19 protein-coding genes and 1 pseudogene are annotated in these 15,769 nt (G+C 64.9%); 12 read left to right on the top strand and 8 right to left on the bottom strand.

The window, feature by feature from the left end; translation table 11 throughout:
• The first annotated feature begins 421 nt into the window (after window positions 1–421).
• The 4 genes from ACLFA2_RS02545 (at window position 422) to ACLFA2_RS02530 (ending at window position 2,502) form a co-directional block, all read left to right on the top strand.
• Window positions 422–865, top strand: coding sequence for a helix-turn-helix domain-containing protein (locus ACLFA2_RS02545; RefSeq protein WP_426621980.1), 444 nt, complete (start codon window positions 422–424; stop codon window positions 863–865).
• Window positions 862–1,302 carry a hypothetical protein gene (locus ACLFA2_RS02540; protein WP_426621979.1) on the top strand — a complete coding sequence of 147 codons (441 nt, stop codon included), beginning with the start codon at window positions 862–864 and terminating at the stop codon, window positions 1,300–1,302. The genes ACLFA2_RS02545 and ACLFA2_RS02540 overlap by 4 nt, the downstream gene beginning before the upstream one ends.
• A 164-nt stretch (window positions 1,303–1,466) precedes the next feature.
• Window positions 1,467–2,099, top strand: coding sequence for a hypothetical protein (locus tag ACLFA2_RS02535; protein ID WP_426621978.1), 633 nt, complete (start codon window positions 1,467–1,469; stop codon window positions 2,097–2,099).
• A 76-nt stretch (window positions 2,100–2,175) separates the two neighbouring features.
• Window positions 2,176–2,502: a hypothetical protein gene (locus ACLFA2_RS02530; RefSeq protein ID WP_426621977.1), complete on the top strand. Its 327-nt coding sequence runs from the start codon at window positions 2,176–2,178 to the stop codon at window positions 2,500–2,502.
• Between the two features lie 80 nt (window positions 2,503–2,582).
• Here the strand turns inward: ACLFA2_RS02530 and ACLFA2_RS02525 are convergent, their stop codons facing one another.
• Both ACLFA2_RS02525 and ACLFA2_RS02520 read right to left on the bottom strand, forming a co-directional pair.
• Window positions 2,583–3,932, bottom strand: a complete 1,350-nt coding sequence (locus ACLFA2_RS02525; protein ID WP_426621976.1) for an ATP-binding protein — start codon at window positions 3,930–3,932, stop codon at window positions 2,583–2,585.
• Window positions 3,933–3,992: 60 nt separating this feature from the next.
• A protein-coding gene (locus tag ACLFA2_RS02520) for an IS3 family transposase (RefSeq protein ID WP_426621584.1) occupies window positions 3,993–5,143 on the bottom strand; the annotation gives its coding sequence in 2 pieces (ribosomal slippage) (window positions 3,993–4,873 and window positions 4,873–5,143; 1,152 coding nt in all).
• 226 nt (window positions 5,144–5,369) lie between these two features.
• On the opposite strand from ACLFA2_RS02520, the gene ACLFA2_RS02515 reads away from it, so the two are divergent.
• The 3 genes and pseudogenes from ACLFA2_RS02515 to ACLFA2_RS02505 all read left to right on the top strand — a co-directional run bounded on the left by ACLFA2_RS02515 (window position 5,370) and on the right by ACLFA2_RS02505 (window position 7,216).
• Window positions 5,370–5,576, top strand: a complete 207-nt coding sequence (locus tag ACLFA2_RS02515; RefSeq protein ID WP_426621975.1) for a hypothetical protein — start codon at window positions 5,370–5,372, stop codon at window positions 5,574–5,576.
• 26 nt (window positions 5,577–5,602) lie between these two features.
• Entirely contained in the window at window positions 5,603–5,872 is a 270-nt protein-coding gene (locus ACLFA2_RS02510) for a hypothetical protein (RefSeq protein WP_426621974.1), read from the top strand.
• Between the two features lie 89 nt (window positions 5,873–5,961).
• Window positions 5,962–7,216 (top strand): annotated as a pseudogene (locus ACLFA2_RS02505) (IS30 family transposase).
• Here the strand turns inward: ACLFA2_RS02505 and ACLFA2_RS02500 are convergent.
• Window positions 7,213–7,437 (bottom strand): hypothetical protein, encoded by a 225-nt coding sequence (locus tag ACLFA2_RS02500; protein ID WP_426621973.1) that lies wholly within the window; start codon window positions 7,435–7,437, stop codon window positions 7,213–7,215. The pseudogene ACLFA2_RS02505 and the gene ACLFA2_RS02500 sit on opposite strands and share 4 nt — an antisense overlap.
• 12 nt (window positions 7,438–7,449) lie before the next feature.
• Window positions 7,450–7,875 (bottom strand): hypothetical protein, encoded by a 426-nt coding sequence (locus ACLFA2_RS02495; RefSeq protein WP_219870112.1) that lies wholly within the window; start codon window positions 7,873–7,875, stop codon window positions 7,450–7,452.
• An 84-nt stretch (window positions 7,876–7,959) separates the two neighbouring features.
• On the opposite strand from ACLFA2_RS02495, the gene ACLFA2_RS02490 reads away from it, so the two are divergent.
• From ACLFA2_RS02490 to ACLFA2_RS02475, 4 genes are all read left to right on the top strand, one after another.
• A complete protein-coding gene (locus ACLFA2_RS02490) occupies window positions 7,960–8,871 on the top strand; it encodes a zinc ribbon domain-containing protein (RefSeq protein ID WP_426621972.1) in 912 nt (303 codons plus the stop codon).
• Window positions 8,872–8,992: 121 nt separating this feature from the next.
• Entirely contained in the window at window positions 8,993–9,394 is a 402-nt protein-coding gene (locus ACLFA2_RS02485) for a TadE/TadG family type IV pilus assembly protein (RefSeq protein ID WP_167253446.1), read from the top strand.
• Entirely contained in the window at window positions 9,363–9,818 is a 456-nt protein-coding gene (locus tag ACLFA2_RS02480; protein WP_426621971.1) for a TadE family protein, read from the top strand. Before ACLFA2_RS02485 ends, ACLFA2_RS02480 begins: the two co-directional genes overlap by 32 nt.
• Window positions 9,815–10,255 (top strand): pilus assembly protein TadG-related protein, encoded by a 441-nt coding sequence (locus ACLFA2_RS02475; protein ID WP_046398939.1) that lies wholly within the window; start codon window positions 9,815–9,817, stop codon window positions 10,253–10,255. The genes ACLFA2_RS02480 and ACLFA2_RS02475 overlap by 4 nt, the downstream gene beginning before the upstream one ends.
• A gap of 46 nt (window positions 10,256–10,301) precedes the next feature.
• On the opposite strand, the gene ACLFA2_RS02470 is transcribed toward ACLFA2_RS02475, so the two are convergent.
• Together ACLFA2_RS02470 and ACLFA2_RS02465 are read right to left on the bottom strand one after the other, a co-directional pair.
• On the bottom strand, window positions 10,302–10,862 hold the full coding sequence (locus ACLFA2_RS02470; RefSeq protein ID WP_426621970.1) for an NUDIX hydrolase: 561 nt from the start codon (window positions 10,860–10,862) through the stop codon (window positions 10,302–10,304).
• Complete coding sequence (locus ACLFA2_RS02465) at window positions 10,859–12,118, bottom strand: MFS transporter (protein ID WP_167253506.1); 1,260 nt, start codon at window positions 12,116–12,118, stop codon at window positions 10,859–10,861. Before ACLFA2_RS02465 ends, ACLFA2_RS02470 begins: the two co-directional genes overlap by 4 nt.
• A gap of 121 nt (window positions 12,119–12,239) precedes the next feature.
• Between ACLFA2_RS02465 and prfB the strand changes: the two genes are divergently transcribed.
• Window positions 12,240–13,349 carry a peptide chain release factor 2 gene (gene prfB / locus ACLFA2_RS02460; RefSeq protein WP_029260598.1) on the top strand — a complete coding sequence of 370 codons (1,110 nt, stop codon included), beginning with the start codon at window positions 12,240–12,242 and terminating at the stop codon, window positions 13,347–13,349.
• A 54-nt stretch (window positions 13,350–13,403) separates the two neighbouring features.
• Here prfB and ACLFA2_RS02455 read toward each other — a convergent pair whose 3' ends face one another.
• Both ACLFA2_RS02455 and ACLFA2_RS02450 read right to left on the bottom strand, forming a co-directional pair.
• A complete protein-coding gene (locus ACLFA2_RS02455; RefSeq protein WP_426621969.1) occupies window positions 13,404–14,480 on the bottom strand; it encodes a DUF2510 domain-containing protein in 1,077 nt (358 codons plus the stop codon).
• 199 nt (window positions 14,481–14,679) lie between these two features.
• Window positions 14,680–15,687, bottom strand: a complete 1,008-nt coding sequence (locus ACLFA2_RS02450; RefSeq protein ID WP_426621968.1) for a DUF2510 domain-containing protein — start codon at window positions 15,685–15,687, stop codon at window positions 14,680–14,682.
• Window positions 15,688–15,769: the final 82 nt, after the last annotated feature.

Below are 15,769 nucleotides of genomic sequence, written 5' to 3'. Positions count from 1 at the left end.
CACACCGAGATCTCCGCTCTGAACGACAACAGCCTCGATCCGCGGCTGAGTCCGGCGGAGCACGCGGAGTACGCGAACCAGCTAACACTGCTCATGCACAAGGCAAGAACAGGGACAGTGCGATTCGTAGGCCGCGAGGCGGAGGGCAACGTCGTAGGGCGTCACACCGTCGAGCTCAAGCCGCGGCTACGGTACGTGAGAGAAATTTTCGGACGAAAGCCCAGACTGCTTCGGTTGTATCTCGGTGAGCCCGCACTCCACCCACGCAAGCTACTGGCCCTAGGTCTCGCCACCAAGGAAGCTTCACCCGCGGGTCTAGTCGAGCAGGATGCTGATATTGAGACCGCTGAGGCCCGAGCGGAGGCATGGTGCCGGGGCGATTTCGCGCGGGTAGTCTAATACAAGGGAAGGAGGTGTTCTGATGGCAAAAGCAGCATCGCGATGGAGGGCGCTCAGTAGTGAACTGACGCCGATCGACGACTTGTTCCACTGGTCAGCGCAATGCAACATCGCTCACAACGAGCGACTGTTCGATGTGTTGGTGGCCGCTCTCGATCGAGCGGGTGTCTCTCGAGAAGAGGTCGCAAGACGCCTTGGGATCGACGTCGACACGCTTGAAGACGCGCTCGCCGGGCAGACGGACCTTACCTTGACTGAGTTGCGGCTGCTCTCCTCTGCCAGCGAGGTCGTAATCAAGTTCGAAGTTGAGGCCGCGCGAGACGAGCGCGTCCGCATGTCGCAACGAGCACTAAATGAAGTGACCCACGCGTTCTACGTACTGCGCGAGGGCGGAAAGCGTTCCGCGAGCTGGGACGACACGGGTGCTCTTGTTCGCGCAGTGCACGCCAAGGGCGTACTCACGTGAGCCTCCGGCTCGGCGGGATCAGGGTGGCTCGCCTCCGGGCGACGGGCTTCGACTCCGACTCCGTTGACGAAGAGGAGATCGTGTGGAAGCTGACTGTGATCGACAAGCTCCTGTCGACCAAAAAGCCTGCGCGAGCGATGTTCGGAACACTTCGCGCGGCATCGGAGGATGGCTGGGCCGAGATCGAGGTCTCTGGGATCGTCTATGGAGCTCGAAACGTCGACCCGGAGGTGCTTCACCGAGACGTCCTCAAATCCGAGGCAGCGGAAACTCTTTTCGACTTCGCCAGATCGCATCTCACGCCGCTTCTCGCTCAAGTTGGATCATCCCAGTCAGTTCCTTTGAAAGCGCCGGATCCTGATTTTCGATTCGTAGAGCGCGAAGAGTTCGAGCAGCTCCTCGCGAAAGGCGAAGAAGCAGACGACGCTGACGAATAGGCCGACACCGATTGCGCTACGCAGTGCGGAACGGACCGCCCCCTTGGCGTGCGCCTTCGTGAACACGTAGAGCAATCGGATGACAAGTTGTGGTGGCAACACGCACCGTTCACACTTATGACTAGTCCCTAATCCCGAGCGCGTGCCCTCGCAAGCGTCAGAGCATGGAATGGCTCTCTCTGGTTTCGGCTGTCATCGCTGTTGGTGGAACGCTCGGCGGCGTGGCGATCACACAGCGCGCAGCAGCTAGGTACGCCGAGCGAGATTGTGAGGTCGCACGCCAGAGCGAGCAAGATACGCGGCTCCGAGACGCGGCGCTGGTGGTGGCGAAACTGTTCCGCAAGGAGAGCGATGCAGTCGACAGCTTCAAGATGGACCGCTCCGATCCTGACGTGCGCCGACAGATGGATCTCGTGGACAAGCGGCTCGCGGAGCATTTCCACGGCCCGCGAACGAGCGGCCTCAAGTTGGCGATCATTCTGATTCCAGACGCCGAGGCACGCGAACAGCTCCTGGCGATCATGCGTGCCTACGCTCAGAGCCTCGCCGTCGAGGGCGGGTTGGCAGGCGTGAGCTCATCGTTCATTACTGGGTCAATCCTTCAGGTGGGGAACCAGATCAGCGCTGCGTATGCGCGCGGGGAGCGACCCGGCGACTACGAGATGGGCCAGTACAAGAGGTTCACAACCTGGCCGCCCGGCAGGCGCCGGTCCTCAAGCGGCGTGGAGCCGAGCGCCCCGCTCCAGGCCGGTCCGGGCGCGGGCTTGACCGTGGGGGAAGCTGGAAACGAGCTCTAAACCAGGCCCCCCAACGTCACTGTCGCCTAGCCGACGTAGAATCGGTGCTCTCGGCCGGAGGAAGGACATGCCGGCTATGGGGAATCCTGGGGCGACGCTCTCCGCATATCGCGACATGCAGTCGCAGGTTCGATCGATATTTGAGGCCGCGAAGCGGGGCCCGCTGCAGTCACTCAGCGAGCGTGAGATGGATGTGCGTGAGCAGCCGATGACGATCTACCCGCGGCCGAAGCGGGTGCGTGCGTGGGTGCGATTCGGTCCCGAGGCTGTTCGCGTGGAAGCGAAGCTCGTGCGCTCCACGCCCCTCGCCGCCGGCATCGAGTTCCGCGCCGAAGGGCAGACGTTTCGATGCTGGGTGTGGGGGAACGCCGTACAGCTGGACGACGTAGCTGGCGAGAGGTGATCGTCGCAGACAGGACCAATGTCGGCAATCCGGGAACCGCACCTGACGCCGCTCGGTTGGTCTCGTCGGCGACCACAAAGTTACCCGTCGGTCGGCTCTTCGTCTTCATCATCATCACCATCCATAGCATCCCGAGCTGCTTCGAACTCTTCGCGCGTGGCCAACCAGCTAGTGAAGACAACTTCCACAGCTGACTCCCACATGGTGAAGTCGGTGATCCGATCCGCAACCGCCTTAGGCATGGGGCCGAAGAAGGCTTTGGCGTATGCGTGCTGGAGTGGCTCATCGAATCTGTACACGCCGGCTGAGGTTTTGCGGACGAGAGAACCGCGTTCCTCCTCCTGCAATTCGCGCAGATACTTGGTTGCATTCGACGACGGATAATTCGGCTTGGTGAGGCGGATGATTCCGACGATCTCCCCCACCGTTCCTCCGCTTTCAGGAAGTTGTGCGAGTGCACGGAGAATGAGTTCCGTGTTGTCATAGATGCGTTTTCTATGAACCTTCAGAGCGCTCCGGAAGCGGGATCGGACGGTACCGGAACGCGTTCGCACATAGCTCTGCGCGGCCTCTTGGAAGTCCTCGTTGGTGAAAGTGACCCTGTCTTCTGCGGCCTGTTCGATGTCGCGTTCGTCGCAACAGGCGAGCGCTAACGCGTGAGTAACGCTCGCCGTACCCACTGCCGTCTCCAGCAAACTTGTTCGAATGACAGAGAAGTCGAGGTTCAATATCCCGCCACCCACGTCGAGAATCTTGCCAAGTTCGTCGTGCCCGAGTGGCGGTACATGGATGTCAATGAGGCGACTTCCGACGTTGGTCGAATCGGCAACTAGTTCATCAACGGAGTCGGACACACCGAGCACGATCACCCGCGTGGAAGGGTACTTGGCGCCTTCATCAGAAAAGACTTTCAACGCATGGGCAACCTTGACCCGTTCGGCCTCGTCGAGCTTGTGAAAGTCTTCGATGACCCAGGAGTACTCGAGGCGACCAAGCTCCGCTGCCAGCCGCTGGGGGCTAAGCTGTGGCCGCGCGATCGGCTGCTTCGTAATGCCAGATCCGGCAGCAAATTGGCCTTGGATGGTCGCCTTCGCCCCGATAAGGTCGCTTCCGATGGTGCCGCCGAGGGTCACACTTCCCTCGGTATGCTCAGCACTCTCCGTGACATAGAACGCACCCGTTCCGGCAAAGGCGGAGGCGAGGATTTCGTCGTAGGTCGCCCCCGGCGTGCACGGTGTTTTGACGGCAACGAGGCCCTCGTCGATCAGTGCTTTGTTGACGAGAGAAGACTTGCCGGCACCCGATTCGCCCCACACGACAACCTGGGCACCGGGTACGCGCAGCCCCTTCTTGCGAAGGTCCTTCACTTCGGTCTCGCGTCCAACGAAACCGCGACTAGCGGGCACGGACGGCGTGAACACTTCGACCACCTTGACCGACTTCTTCGGGGCGGGAACTAAGGACGGCTCAGCCGGTATGAGCCGCCCCCTTCATTCGGTCCGGACGTTCTGTGAGTCGTCGGTTTCCAATTGATGGGTGCACTGTCGAGCGTACTCGGCTGGGGGTAGGTAGCCGAGCGAGGAGTGCCGGCGGTGGTGGTTGTACTCGTCCTTCCAGTCGCCGATGATGACCTGCGCGTGCAGCAGCGAGTAGAAGCTGTTGATGTTGAGGCACTCGTCGCGGATCCGGCTGTTGAACGACTCGACGTACCCGTTGCGCCACGGCGAGCCCGGAGGGATGTAGGACAGGCCGGTGCGGGTGCCGGCCCAGTCGGCCATCGCCTCGCTGATGAACTCCGGCCCGTTGTCCGACCTGAGCACCGCCGGGGCGCCCCGGGCGGCGACGAGGTCCTCGAGGTGGGCGGTGAGTCGGTCGGCGGTAATCGAGCGCTCCACGAGGCCGCCGATGCACTCCCGGGTGTGTTCGTCGACGATCGAGCAGATCTTGATCGGTCGGCCGTGCTCGTCGGCGTCGAACTGAAAGTCCACCGCCCACACCACGTTCGGCGCGTCCGCCGTCGGCGCGTCGACGGTCGAGGACCCGACGCGCTTGCGTCGACGCCGCTGCGGGACCCGGAGCCCTTCGTCACGCCACAGGCGTTGGATCTTCTTGTGGTTCACCACCCACCCCTCGGCGCGGGCGTCGTGATACGCCCGCCGGTACCCGTAGCGGGGATGGTCCTTCGCCCAGGCGCGCAGCCACTCCCTGAACGCCCGATCCGGGTCCGCGACCGTGTCGCCCTTGAGCGGTCGCCGATACGCGGAGCGGCTCAGCCCGACCAGACGGCACGCCATCCGTTCGCTCACCCGCAGCTTGCGCTTGAGGTGATCGACGGCGGCGCGGCGCCTGTCCGGGCTTAGAAGTTTCCCTCAGCCAGCTCCTTGAGCGCGGCCTTCTCCAGCTCCGCTTCCGCGAGCAGACGCTTCAGGGTCGCATTCTGCTTCTCCAGCTCCTTCAGGCGCTTTGCGTCGTCGGCCTTGAGGCCGCCGTACTGGTTCCGCCACCGGTAGTACGTCTGCTCGGACACCACGAGCTCCCGGCACACCGCCGCGACGTCCTGACCGTCGGCGAGCATCCTGTCGGCCTGCCCGAGCTTACGGACGACCTGCTCCGGGGTGTGACGCTTCCTGCTGTTCGTCATGATCTGACCAGTCTCCCTGCCCGCGACCGCGGACAACAGGACGACTCTCATAACGACTGGACCTACGAAACGGGGTCAGCCCAGGTATCTGCTTCTTCGATCGGAAGGGCACCATGACCACACTCTAGGGCTGCTCTGCGTCCGAGGGACTGGTCTGATGCTCATCGGACCAGTCCGCCCCGTCTAGGCCTACACCGTCACGCTCAAAGGCGAGGACCTCGGTGAGGTGCGCGCGCAGCTCACCGCCCAGGCACCCGAGGGCTGGGAGCTCATGTCTGCGATCGCCATGATGGAGAAAGCCGGATCGATGTGCTCCGTCGAGGGGAAGTACCTGCGTCGCGATCGTGCCCGCGAAATCGAGGCGGACGACATGGGCGCACGTGAAGCCCAAGTCTCCGACGGATGGATGATGCTCGCCGTCCGTCGCACGTGACCGAGACCCCCGGTACTCTGACCGCCATGACCTTCTACAACGACATTGACGAGAACCTGGATGGCGTCACGGACTTCGAGTTGCCCGTGCGCGGTGTAACGACAGTGGTGCGCCGAAACTCCCCCGAGTCCTGGCTCGTGTATCTCGACGAAAAGCTGATCGGATCGTTCTCCCGCCAGGTGAAGGGTCGCGCCACCTACTATGAGTCGGAGGTCGCGAGCGAGCCGAACCACACCAACTGGGTCAGTGACGACGTCACAGTGCTGGTCAGCAGGATGATCGACCTCCGCGACTGATCGCTCTCGAAACGAAGAAAGACCCCCACCCGGCCGAGAACTTGAGTTCCATGGGTTGTTGCAACACCTGATGTGTTCGGGAGTTGTAGATGGAGTTCGAGATTCGTCCGGTTCGGTCGCCGCAGGGGCGTCGAAAGCTGGTGGCAGAGCGTCAGCGCTACTTTGAGTTGATGCAGCAGGGGTACTCAAGTCGGGCCGCCTGCCGCGCGGTGGGCATCAAACATCAAGACTGGTCGCGAGTGGCACAACGGCCCCTCGAAACGCAGCAACAAGAAACAGCCCCCACGATCACCGAGACCGGCGATCGTGGGGGCTGTTATGCCGTCTCGGTACCTGTCTGAGGAGGAGCGGATCGTGATCGCTGACCGACGGCGGATGGGATGGGGCGTGAGGCAAATCGCGGCGGAGGTCGAGAGGTCTCCGTCAACGATTAGCCGGGAGTTGCGAAGGAACGCACACCCGCGGTCTGGGGAATATCGACCACACGCAGCCCACGCACGGGCAATTAGTCGTTTGCCTCGCCCGAAGCCGGGGGAAGATCGCCCAGAGCGCGGAACTACGCGACTACATTCAGGAGAGACTAGATCGGCGGTGGAGTCCGGAACAGATCGCGAAGATATTGCGAATCGAGTTGCCAGACAGGGACGAGATGCGCGTGGCCCCGGAGACGATCTATCTTGCCCTCTACATTCAGGGCCGTGGAGAGCTTCGCCGGGAGCTGCACGAGGCGTTGCGCACCGAGCGAGCCAGGCGCTAGCCGCGCCGGCAAGCGCAGCAGCGGCAGCCCCGCTACCGCGACCCGATGGTCATGATCAGTGAACGCCCGCCCGAGGTCGAGGACCGTGCCGTTCCTGGGCATTGGGATGGTGACCTCATCATCGGACGAAACCAGAAGTCCGCGATCGGAACCCTGGTTGAACGCACCACCCGCTACGTGATGCTCGTCCACCTCCCGGGCGACCACGGAGCCGAAGCCATGCGCGACGCACTCACCACGACCATCGAAAGACTCTCGTCCCACCTGATGAAGTCCCTCACCTGGGATCAGGGCAGCGAGATGGGCAGCCACAAAGCCCTCACCGTCGACACCGGTATCCCCGTCTACTTCTGCGACCCCGCATCACCCTGGCAGCGCGGCTCCAACGAGAACACCAATGGCCTACTCCGCCAATATTCCCAAAAGGCACTGAACCCTCCGTGCACGACCCCGTAGACCTCGAGCGAGTCGCTCACGAAATCAACACCAGACCCAGAAAGACGCTCGACTGGGACACCCCAGCCGAGCGCCTTTCCCAACTGTTGGGCACAGTTGCGCAGGTAAGTATCGGCGCGATAGCTCGCTAGTTCAGAGATGCTGGATCAGCAGCCACCCGGTGCGAGGCTTGCCACTTGCGAAGCCGGCGCATCAGGACTGTCACGATCGGCAAGAGCACGATCACCGTGGCCGCGACCACGAGGTACTCGTTCAGGCCGAGCGTGACGCCAAGAAGAAGCAGGATCACGAGCGACGAAACATAAGCACCTGCGCCCAACAGGGCGGCGCGCAGAATCTTTCGCGTGTTCATTTCAGGCCCCATTCATCCGGTAGCAGCTTGAATCCAGCCGAACACGATGGTAACCCCTACTGAGGTGATGACTCCACACGTCAGGCTGTTCTTGGCGCACCAGTCCTGGGTTGCTTGATACCCCTTCGCGACATAGGGCCAGATGTTCGTCCCATTGGTCACCTGGAACTTGATCACAGGTCGCTGCATCGCCGTGTTCCACTCGTACACCGTGTACGACGACTTACATGTCTTGGGATTCTTGCTCCCCCAGTTTGTACTCCCACAGATTGCCCATCGTTGCGGGCCCGCCTTCGCAGCAGCCGCCGATGCCGCGGCCAGTGCTGCACCGGGTGGGGCCGAGACGCTCACGGCTTCCCTCGCTGCCGGGGCAGAGGCTGTTGCCGAAGCAGGTGCTGCAAGCCCGATGGTCATGAGCAGCGCGAGCGTGATGCCCACGACGGCATGGCGTGTTCGACGCATGGCGTCTCCGATCTATCTTGACTACGCGGACACCAGAGAATGTCCACGCAGTCAAGATAAATGGACCGCGACCAATATGTCTGTCCCCTCTTCGGACGACAGACTATCGACCATGTCCGATTAGATGGGAGACATCCTTTCGTCGTGTTGCAACGATCGTCAGGATCCGCCTCCCACTCGACCTGCCGGGGGCTAGGGGCGAAGGGCCACGGCCTGTGGTCCGAACGCACGCTCCGGCGCGCACCTGACTCCGGATTCGCGGCAGGACTCATCAGCTACCACGGCGAGACGAAGCAGGGCATCCACGTGCCACTCATCGCGCCCGAGGAATGGGATGCCTACCTCGAATCCCGCCGCCGTCGGCGCGTGTATCGACGAAGCGAACGATCGCTCTACGCGTTTTCCGGAATGGTGTGGTGCGCTTGCGGCTCGAAGATGCACGGGGGTGCTCACGGGGCCGACCGGGCGCCGGTGTATCGATGCAAGGACGCGAAGGAGAAGGGCAAGCACGCGGGAAGCTACGTGCAAGAAAGCACCATCGATGTCGCGGTGCGGGGATGGCTGGACGAGCGTGAGGACCGGATTCGGCAGGAGGCAGCCGAGGCCATCATCCAGCGCCCTCAACGCATTACGAGCGACCCGACCGACGACACCAAGCGCAGGCTCGCGCAACTGGCGAATAAGCAGGTTTCACTCATCGAGGGCCGGCTCGAAATCGGAATCCCGCAGGCGGCGTATGTGACCCTTCGCGATCGCTATGCCGCAGAGCAGACGGCACTCGAGCAGGAGCTCCGCACGACGGAGGTGCGGAAAGCCGCTCCGCTCCGGGTGCTCCCGATCCTTCTCGAACGGTGGGACGATCTCGACGTCGGAGAACGCCGCGAGTTCCTCCGGACGGTCAGTGCACGAATCGCCGTCACTCCAGGTGGGCACCGAGCTCACATCGACATCGCAGGGCACGGCGACGACTAACGGGATCAGGCACTAGTTACATTGATGACCGCGGGATTGGTGGTGCTCATCTGGGCCGTCGCCGGTCCTGCTCTGACCTCGCTGTTCGAGCAGGCGATCCAGAGGGTCTCGGGGCTCTGACATGGGGGACCGGAGTGGTTGCGCGGATGATCGCGGCTCCAGCCCGGTGGAGTTCGTGCTGGTCGGAACGCTCCTCACCGCCCTCACACTCGCTGTGCTGCAGCTCGCCTTCGCGGTGTACGTGCGCAACGTGGTGCACGACGCTGCCGTCGAAGGCGCCTACCACGCGGCTCTCGCCGATACGACCCCGGAGGAGGGCATCGCACGCACCAGAGACGTGATCTCGCGAGCGGTGGGGGCGGACTACGCCGAGGACATCCGAATCGGCTTCTCCGGCGCCCCGCCGTACGAGACGGTCGACGTCCGGGTCCGCACGACGTTTCCGCTGCTCGGACTGATCGGCCTCCCCCTCGCGATGGAGGTGGAGGCTCGTGCACCTGCCGAGACTTTCGGAGAAGAATGACGAGGGATCGGCCGCGCTCGAGTTCATCGCGGTGGGGGTGATCCTTCTCGTGCCGCTCATCTATCTCGTGATCGCGCTCGGTGCGATCCAGGAACAGACGCTCGGAGCCGAGGCAGCAGCACGGCACGTCGCCCGTGTCGTCGCGCGCGCACCCGATGCGACGACGGCGGCGGAGAGGAGCGATGCGGTGCTGGCGGGGATCGTGGACGAGTACGGTCTGGATGAGGAAGCGGTGAATCTGACGATCGTCTGCACCCCACGCGCGGTCGAGTGCCCGTCAGCCGGGGCGACCATCGTCGTCACCGTCACGACGTCGGTGCGGCTTCCATTGGTGCCGGAGATGCTCGGACTCGATCGCTCGACCGCTGTCCCCGTGCAAGCCGAAGCGGTGCAGAAGGTGTCGCGACTGTGGGGCGCAGAATGAGAGACCTGTCCCGGACAGGGACGGGCGCCGTCGGCGACCACGAAGAGGGGAGTGTGCTGCTCCTCACCCTCGGCTACGTGCTTCTGGCTCTGGCTGTGATCTTCGTGTGCGTCTGCGCGACCGATCTCTACATCGCCCAGAAGCGGTTGGATGCGCTCGCCGATTCCGCCGCGCTCGCCGGAGCGGACGGCTTCACCCTGGCGGTGCGCGACGGCAGCGTGCGTGCCGAACTCACGGATGACGGCGTCGAGCAGCAAGCCGAGGCGATGGTGTCCGCCTTGCCGGGGGAGGCGTCGATCACCGCCGCAGGCACGCCTGACGGCGTCACCGCACGAGTCACCGTCACGGCGGAGTGGCGACCGCCCTTGGTGTCCGTGTTCGTGCCCGACGGCGTCCCGCTGGAGTCGACCGCCACGAGTCGCACCGCCCTGCGGTGACCGGCCCCTGCGGTGACCGGCCCCTGCGGTGACCGGCCCCTGGGGATCAGCGTGGGGAGCGCAGCTGCGCGAGCAGTCCGTCGAGTCGAGGAACGAGCTGCGGCGGCACCTCGGCCGGCAGCGCGTCGACCGGCCACCAGCGCAGGTCTTCCGATTCCTCGCTCACCGTGAGCGCAGCGTCGCGGTCGACGACCACGGCGATCCCGACGTCGTGGTGCGAGGCGCAGGAGCCGAAGCGGGACGAAAGTCCGTGATGGTCGAGATCGTAGGCGAGAGGTGCGGCCGCCGGGTCCACCGCGATACCCGTCTCCTCGCGCAGTTCGCGCAATGCACCGCTCAGGACCGAATCGTCTCCGTCCTCGACGTGACCTCCCGGCTGCACCCAGAACTGCCCCTTGCGATGGAAGACGAGCAGCGTGTGCTCGAGCGACACATCGAACACGACACATGACGCGGTGAGGTGATCCGGGCCCGACTCACGATGCACCGGGCCTCCGTCGGCCCCGAAGAACGAGGCGAAGTCGGCCTGCGCGGCGCGGTCGCGCTCCGATCGGGGAGCGAAGGCCGAGATGAGGCGGTGGGCGTCCGCTTCCAGAGTCGAGATCATTCCTGTTCTCCTTCGGAGGAGTCGTCGTCGGCTTCCGGTCGCTCGCGAGGGACGAACTGCGGGATCCAGCGCAGGAAGCCGAGGGCGCCGACCAGACCGACCACACCCATCGCGGCCGCCGCGAACGGCAGGGCGGCGACAGCGGTGATGGCCGAGACCAGTAGCGGAGCGATCGCCCCGCCCGCGTCGGTGAGCGTGCGCCAGGAACCGAGGAAGGCCGCGGGTTCACGCTTCGGCGCGACGTCGGCGCCCAGGGTCAGCAGGATCCCGCTCGACAGGCCGTTGCCGACACCGAGGACCGCGGCGAACATGCCGAACCACAGCACGGCCGCATCGACGTCATGCGTGAAGGACAGCGCGAGGAAGCCGGCTCCCATGAGCACCATCGCGGGCATCGCCGCCCACAGTCGACCGAAGCGATCCATCACCTGCCCGCTCGCGTAGAACAGGGCGAAGTCGATGGCCCCGGAGACACCGACGACGAGGGCGATGGTCGAGGCGTCCAATCCCAGCGACAGTCCCCAGAGCGGCAGCACGACCTGACGAGCCGAGCGCACGGCGGAGAGCGACGCGGCGGCGAGTCCGAGGCGTCCGAGCACCGCCCGCTGGCGCCACATCGTCTGGAAGATGCCCAGGCGTTCGACTGTCGGGATCGACCCGCTCACCGCCTCGCCGGAGTCTTCCAGATAGCGCTCGTGGGCGCTCGCCGGAACGGGAGGGATCATCTTCTCCGGGTCGGGCCCGAAGAGCACCAGCACCACCATGACCACGAGACAGGCGAGGAAGAACCAGATCGCCGCGCTCTCACTCCCGAACAGCTGCAGGAGTCCTGCGGCCACGAACGGTCCGATGAAGATACCGAGGCGGAAGCTGCCGCCGAGAAGGGAGAGGGAGCGCGCGCGGAAGGCGACCGGCACCCGGGTGGTCATGAAGGCGTGCCGGGCGAGACCGAAGGCCGCCGCGCAGATCCCGAGGAGGAACACGGATGCCGCCAGCACGCCCAGCGACGGCGCGAACAACATCCCGATCCCGGCGACGATCGCGATCACGCCGGCGATCACCATCGTGTATCTCTCGCCGATCTTGCCCACTGCCCATCCGGCGGGGAGATTCCCGCACAGCTGCCCGATGACGAGCGCGGAGGCCACGAGTGCCGCGAACGCCACGTCTGCGCCCATGGATGCGGCGAGCACCGGGATCAGCGGGATCACGGCTCCCTCGCCGAGTGCGAAGAGGATCGTCGGCAGGTACACCATGGGTCCGAACTGCCGAAGGACCGTCGATGCACTGCTCACAGCTTCACGCTACTCCGCTCGACCAGGGATCTCGGACGACGGGGTCCCCGCGCGGGCAGGCGGCACGTTAGGCTGAGGTGTCATGCTCGAACTAGATCTCTCCGCCGAAATCCAGGCGCTCAGGCACACCTTCGGCGACATCAGCGAGGTCGTCGATGTCTCCCGTCTCCGCGACGACATCGCGCGTCTCAGCGAGGAGGCCGGCGCCCCCGACCTCTGGGACGACACCGAGAACGCGCAGAAGGTGACCAGCGCACTCAGCCACCGTCAGTCCGAGCTCGCCCGCATCACCGGCATCGCTCAGCGTCTCGACGACCTCGAGGTGCTCGTCGGGCTCGCGAACGAGATGGGCGATGAGGACTCCGCACAGGAGGCTCGTGCCGAACTCGCCGCCCTCACCGACCTGATCAACCAGCTCGAGGTGCAGACGCTGCTCGACGGCGAATACGACGAGCGATCCGCGATCATCACGATCCGCTCCGGCGCGGGCGGCGACGACGCCACCGATTTCGCCGAGATGCTGATGCGCATGTACCTGCGCTGGGCGGAACGGCACAAGTACCCGGTCAAGGTCATGGACACGTCCTACGCAGAGGGCGCGGGCATCAAGTCGGCGACCTTCGAGATCGACGCGCCCTACGCCTTCGGCACCATCTCGGTCGAGGCCGGAACGCATCGCCTCGCGCGCATCAGCCCGTTCGGCTCGGCCGACAAGCGCCAGACGTCGTTCGCCGCCGTCGAGGTCATCCCGCTGATGGAGGAGGCCACCGAGGTCGACATCCCGGAGAGCGATATCCGCGTCGACGTCTTCCGCTCCTCCGGTCCCGGTGGGCAGTCGGTCAACACGACCGACTCGGCCGTGCGCCTCACCCACCTCCCGACCGGCATCGTCGTCTCCATGCAGAACGAGAAGTCGCAGATCCAGAACCGCGCCGCAGCGATGCGCGTGCTGCAGACCCGATTGCTGCTGTTGCAGAAGGAGCAGGAGGCGGCGAAGAAGAAGGAGCTCGCGGGCAACATCACCGCGAGCTGGGGCGACCAGATGCGCTCCTACTTCCTCTACGGCCAGCAGCTGGTGAAAGACCTCCGCACGGGTCAGGAGTCCGGCAACCCTGCGGCCGTCTTCGACGGCGATCTCGACGACTTCATCTCCGCGGGCATCCGTTGGCGTAAGCGCAAGATCGAGGACTGAGTCCACGAAGAAGGCCCCGGAGCGATCCGGGGCCTTCTTGCTGCGCGCGCGCGTTCAGCGCCCGGAGTCGCGGAGGGTCCCGGTCACATCCTCGTAGCTGAAGAGGATGCACTGCACGGTGCGGTCGTTCTCCCGGATCCAGGTCGCCTTCGTCGGCTGGTAGTTGTAGAAGTCGAGTTCGGAAGCCTCGTAGGATCTGCCGACATACGCCTCGAACGCCTCATAACAGCCGTTCCACGCACTTTCGTTCAGCACGTCGTCGCCGGGGAATTCGCCGTCCTCGACGTCGTAGATGAAGAAGACCTCGTCGGTATGCGGTTGCTCACAGGGAACCACGGGCAGCTCGAACACCAATTCGTCTTCGCCGTACTCGACCAATGGCAGGCAGTCGCCCACTTCGAGGTCGGCGAAGGGCACCATCTCGGCACCCTCGATCGACGAGGGGTCCTGGCTCTCGGTGGCGGTGCCGCCATCCGTCGGCCGTTCGCTGGGAGTGCCGAACGACGTGCCGTCGGTATCCGGCGACGAGGTCGTCGCGGCCACCAGGAAGGACACAGCGGCAGCGAGGATCGCACCGACCACGGCGATGACGAGACCGGTGATCCCCGGCCACTTCCTTCCGCGGAGGAACAGGGAGATGAGCGACATCACGAACCCGACCGCGAGAAGGGCCCATCCGGCGATCGCGATCGCGGGAATGCAGGCACTGACGACGCCGACGATGACGGCGACCAGGCCGAAGATGCCCACCACCGGCACTCCGGCCGCAGGCTGCGGAGAAGGAGCCATCGGCCACGTGGCCGCCGGATACCCGCCATAGGGCGCGGAGGTCGTGCTGGTCTGGGGTGCTGCGGCAGCCGATGGAGAGAACGTCTGGCCGGCGAGCGTGTATGGCGGGACGAAGGGCGCCTGCTCGGCGTCGGCGGAGGGAACGACAGGTGCGGCCGGTTCCGGAGTCGACCCGGCGGGGGTCGACGCGGCTGCGGTCGTCTCGGCTGCGGTCGTCTCGGCTGCGGTCGTCTCGGTGGCGGGTGCGTGTTGCCCGGTGACGACGTGCTCCGTCCACTGCAGTCCGTCCCACCACCGTCGGTTTCCGGAGCCGTCGTCGTACCAACCGGCAGGTGTTGTCATCAGGCGTTCCGTGCGTCTTTCTCGGTCGGCGGATGCGCGGTGAGGTCGTTCTCGCCACGCAGGCCTCTCCACAGGGGCTGGGCCGTCAGTGACGACGGTAGCGGCGCTGCGGGGTCTGTGTCGAATGAGAAGACGATCACGTGAAGAAGGCCTCGGGAGCACGGTGCTCCCGAGGCCTTCTTGGCCCATTGGGGACGGGTCAGGGCACCAAGCACCCGGTGATCGCATCGGTGTCGCCGAGCACCTCGGCGACACCGTACAGGGCATCGGTGTCGGTGAGGGTGCCGTCGCTGTCGGCGATCGTGCGCAGCGTCGCATTGTCGAGGTCGGAGGCGACGAAGAGGTCGGCGAGGCAGGTGATCTGAGCCTCGGTGTACCCCTCTGCACCCGACGAGGAGAGAATGGCCGTCAGACCTTGCGCGACCTCAGGAGCGGTCGGACGAACTCCGACATCCGTTCCTTCGGAGCCGTCGGTATCGCTCGGCGCGGTGGCCTCGATCGACGGAGAAGAGGTGGGCAGCTTGTCGATCTCCTCGCTCACTCCCTGTGCGAAGGCGAAGAGGTAGACGAACGACATCACGATGCCGATGATCGTCCCGACGACCGCCAGGATGAGTCCGGCGATGCCCGGCCACTTCTTCCCCTTGAGGAACAGCGAGATGAGCGACACGATGAATCCCGCGCCGAGCAGGATGAAGCCGAAGAATCCGATCACCGGGATGAAGACCAGGATGGTGCCGAGCACCCCGAGCCCGAGCCCCACGAGTCCGAGGATCGAGAGCTTCTTCGGTTCCTCGACGGCAGGCTGCCCGTACGGGGCTGCAGCCGGATACCCCGTCGTGCTGCCGGAGTACGCCGGTGCGGTGCCGGGGTAGACGTCGGCCGACGGCGTCGGAACCTCCGCCGGGGCGGCTGGAGCGGCCGGAGCGGCTGGTGCGGAGTAGGCGCCGAGGTCGTCGCTCAGGGGAGTCGTCGGTGCGGTCGCGTCCGGCGACGGGGGTGTGGTCGCGGTGTCGTCGGACGCACGGATCACGGTGTCGTCGATCGACGATGCCGAGGACCCGGCCTGTTCCGAGGACCCGGCGTGCGCGTCGGGATCGACCGCGGCGTCCGCGGCCTCCGGGGCGAAGTGCTCGGTCCACTGCTGGCCGTCCCACCAGCGCTGTCGACCCGATCCGTCGTCGTACCATCCTGCGGGCGTTGTCATGGCTCCCCCTTGAAAGAACTCGGCAGCTGCTTCCTGCAGCCGACATCTTCATGTATAGCAGTGGGAGGCGACGCGCCACCGG

Source organism: Microbacterium sp. As-52 (genome assembly GCF_049949185.1).
GTDB lineage: Bacteria > Actinomycetota > Actinomycetes > Actinomycetales > Microbacteriaceae > Microbacterium > Microbacterium maritypicum_A.
Note: the sequence above shows the minus strand (reverse complement) of the source record. Positions and strands in the feature narration are given on the sequence as shown.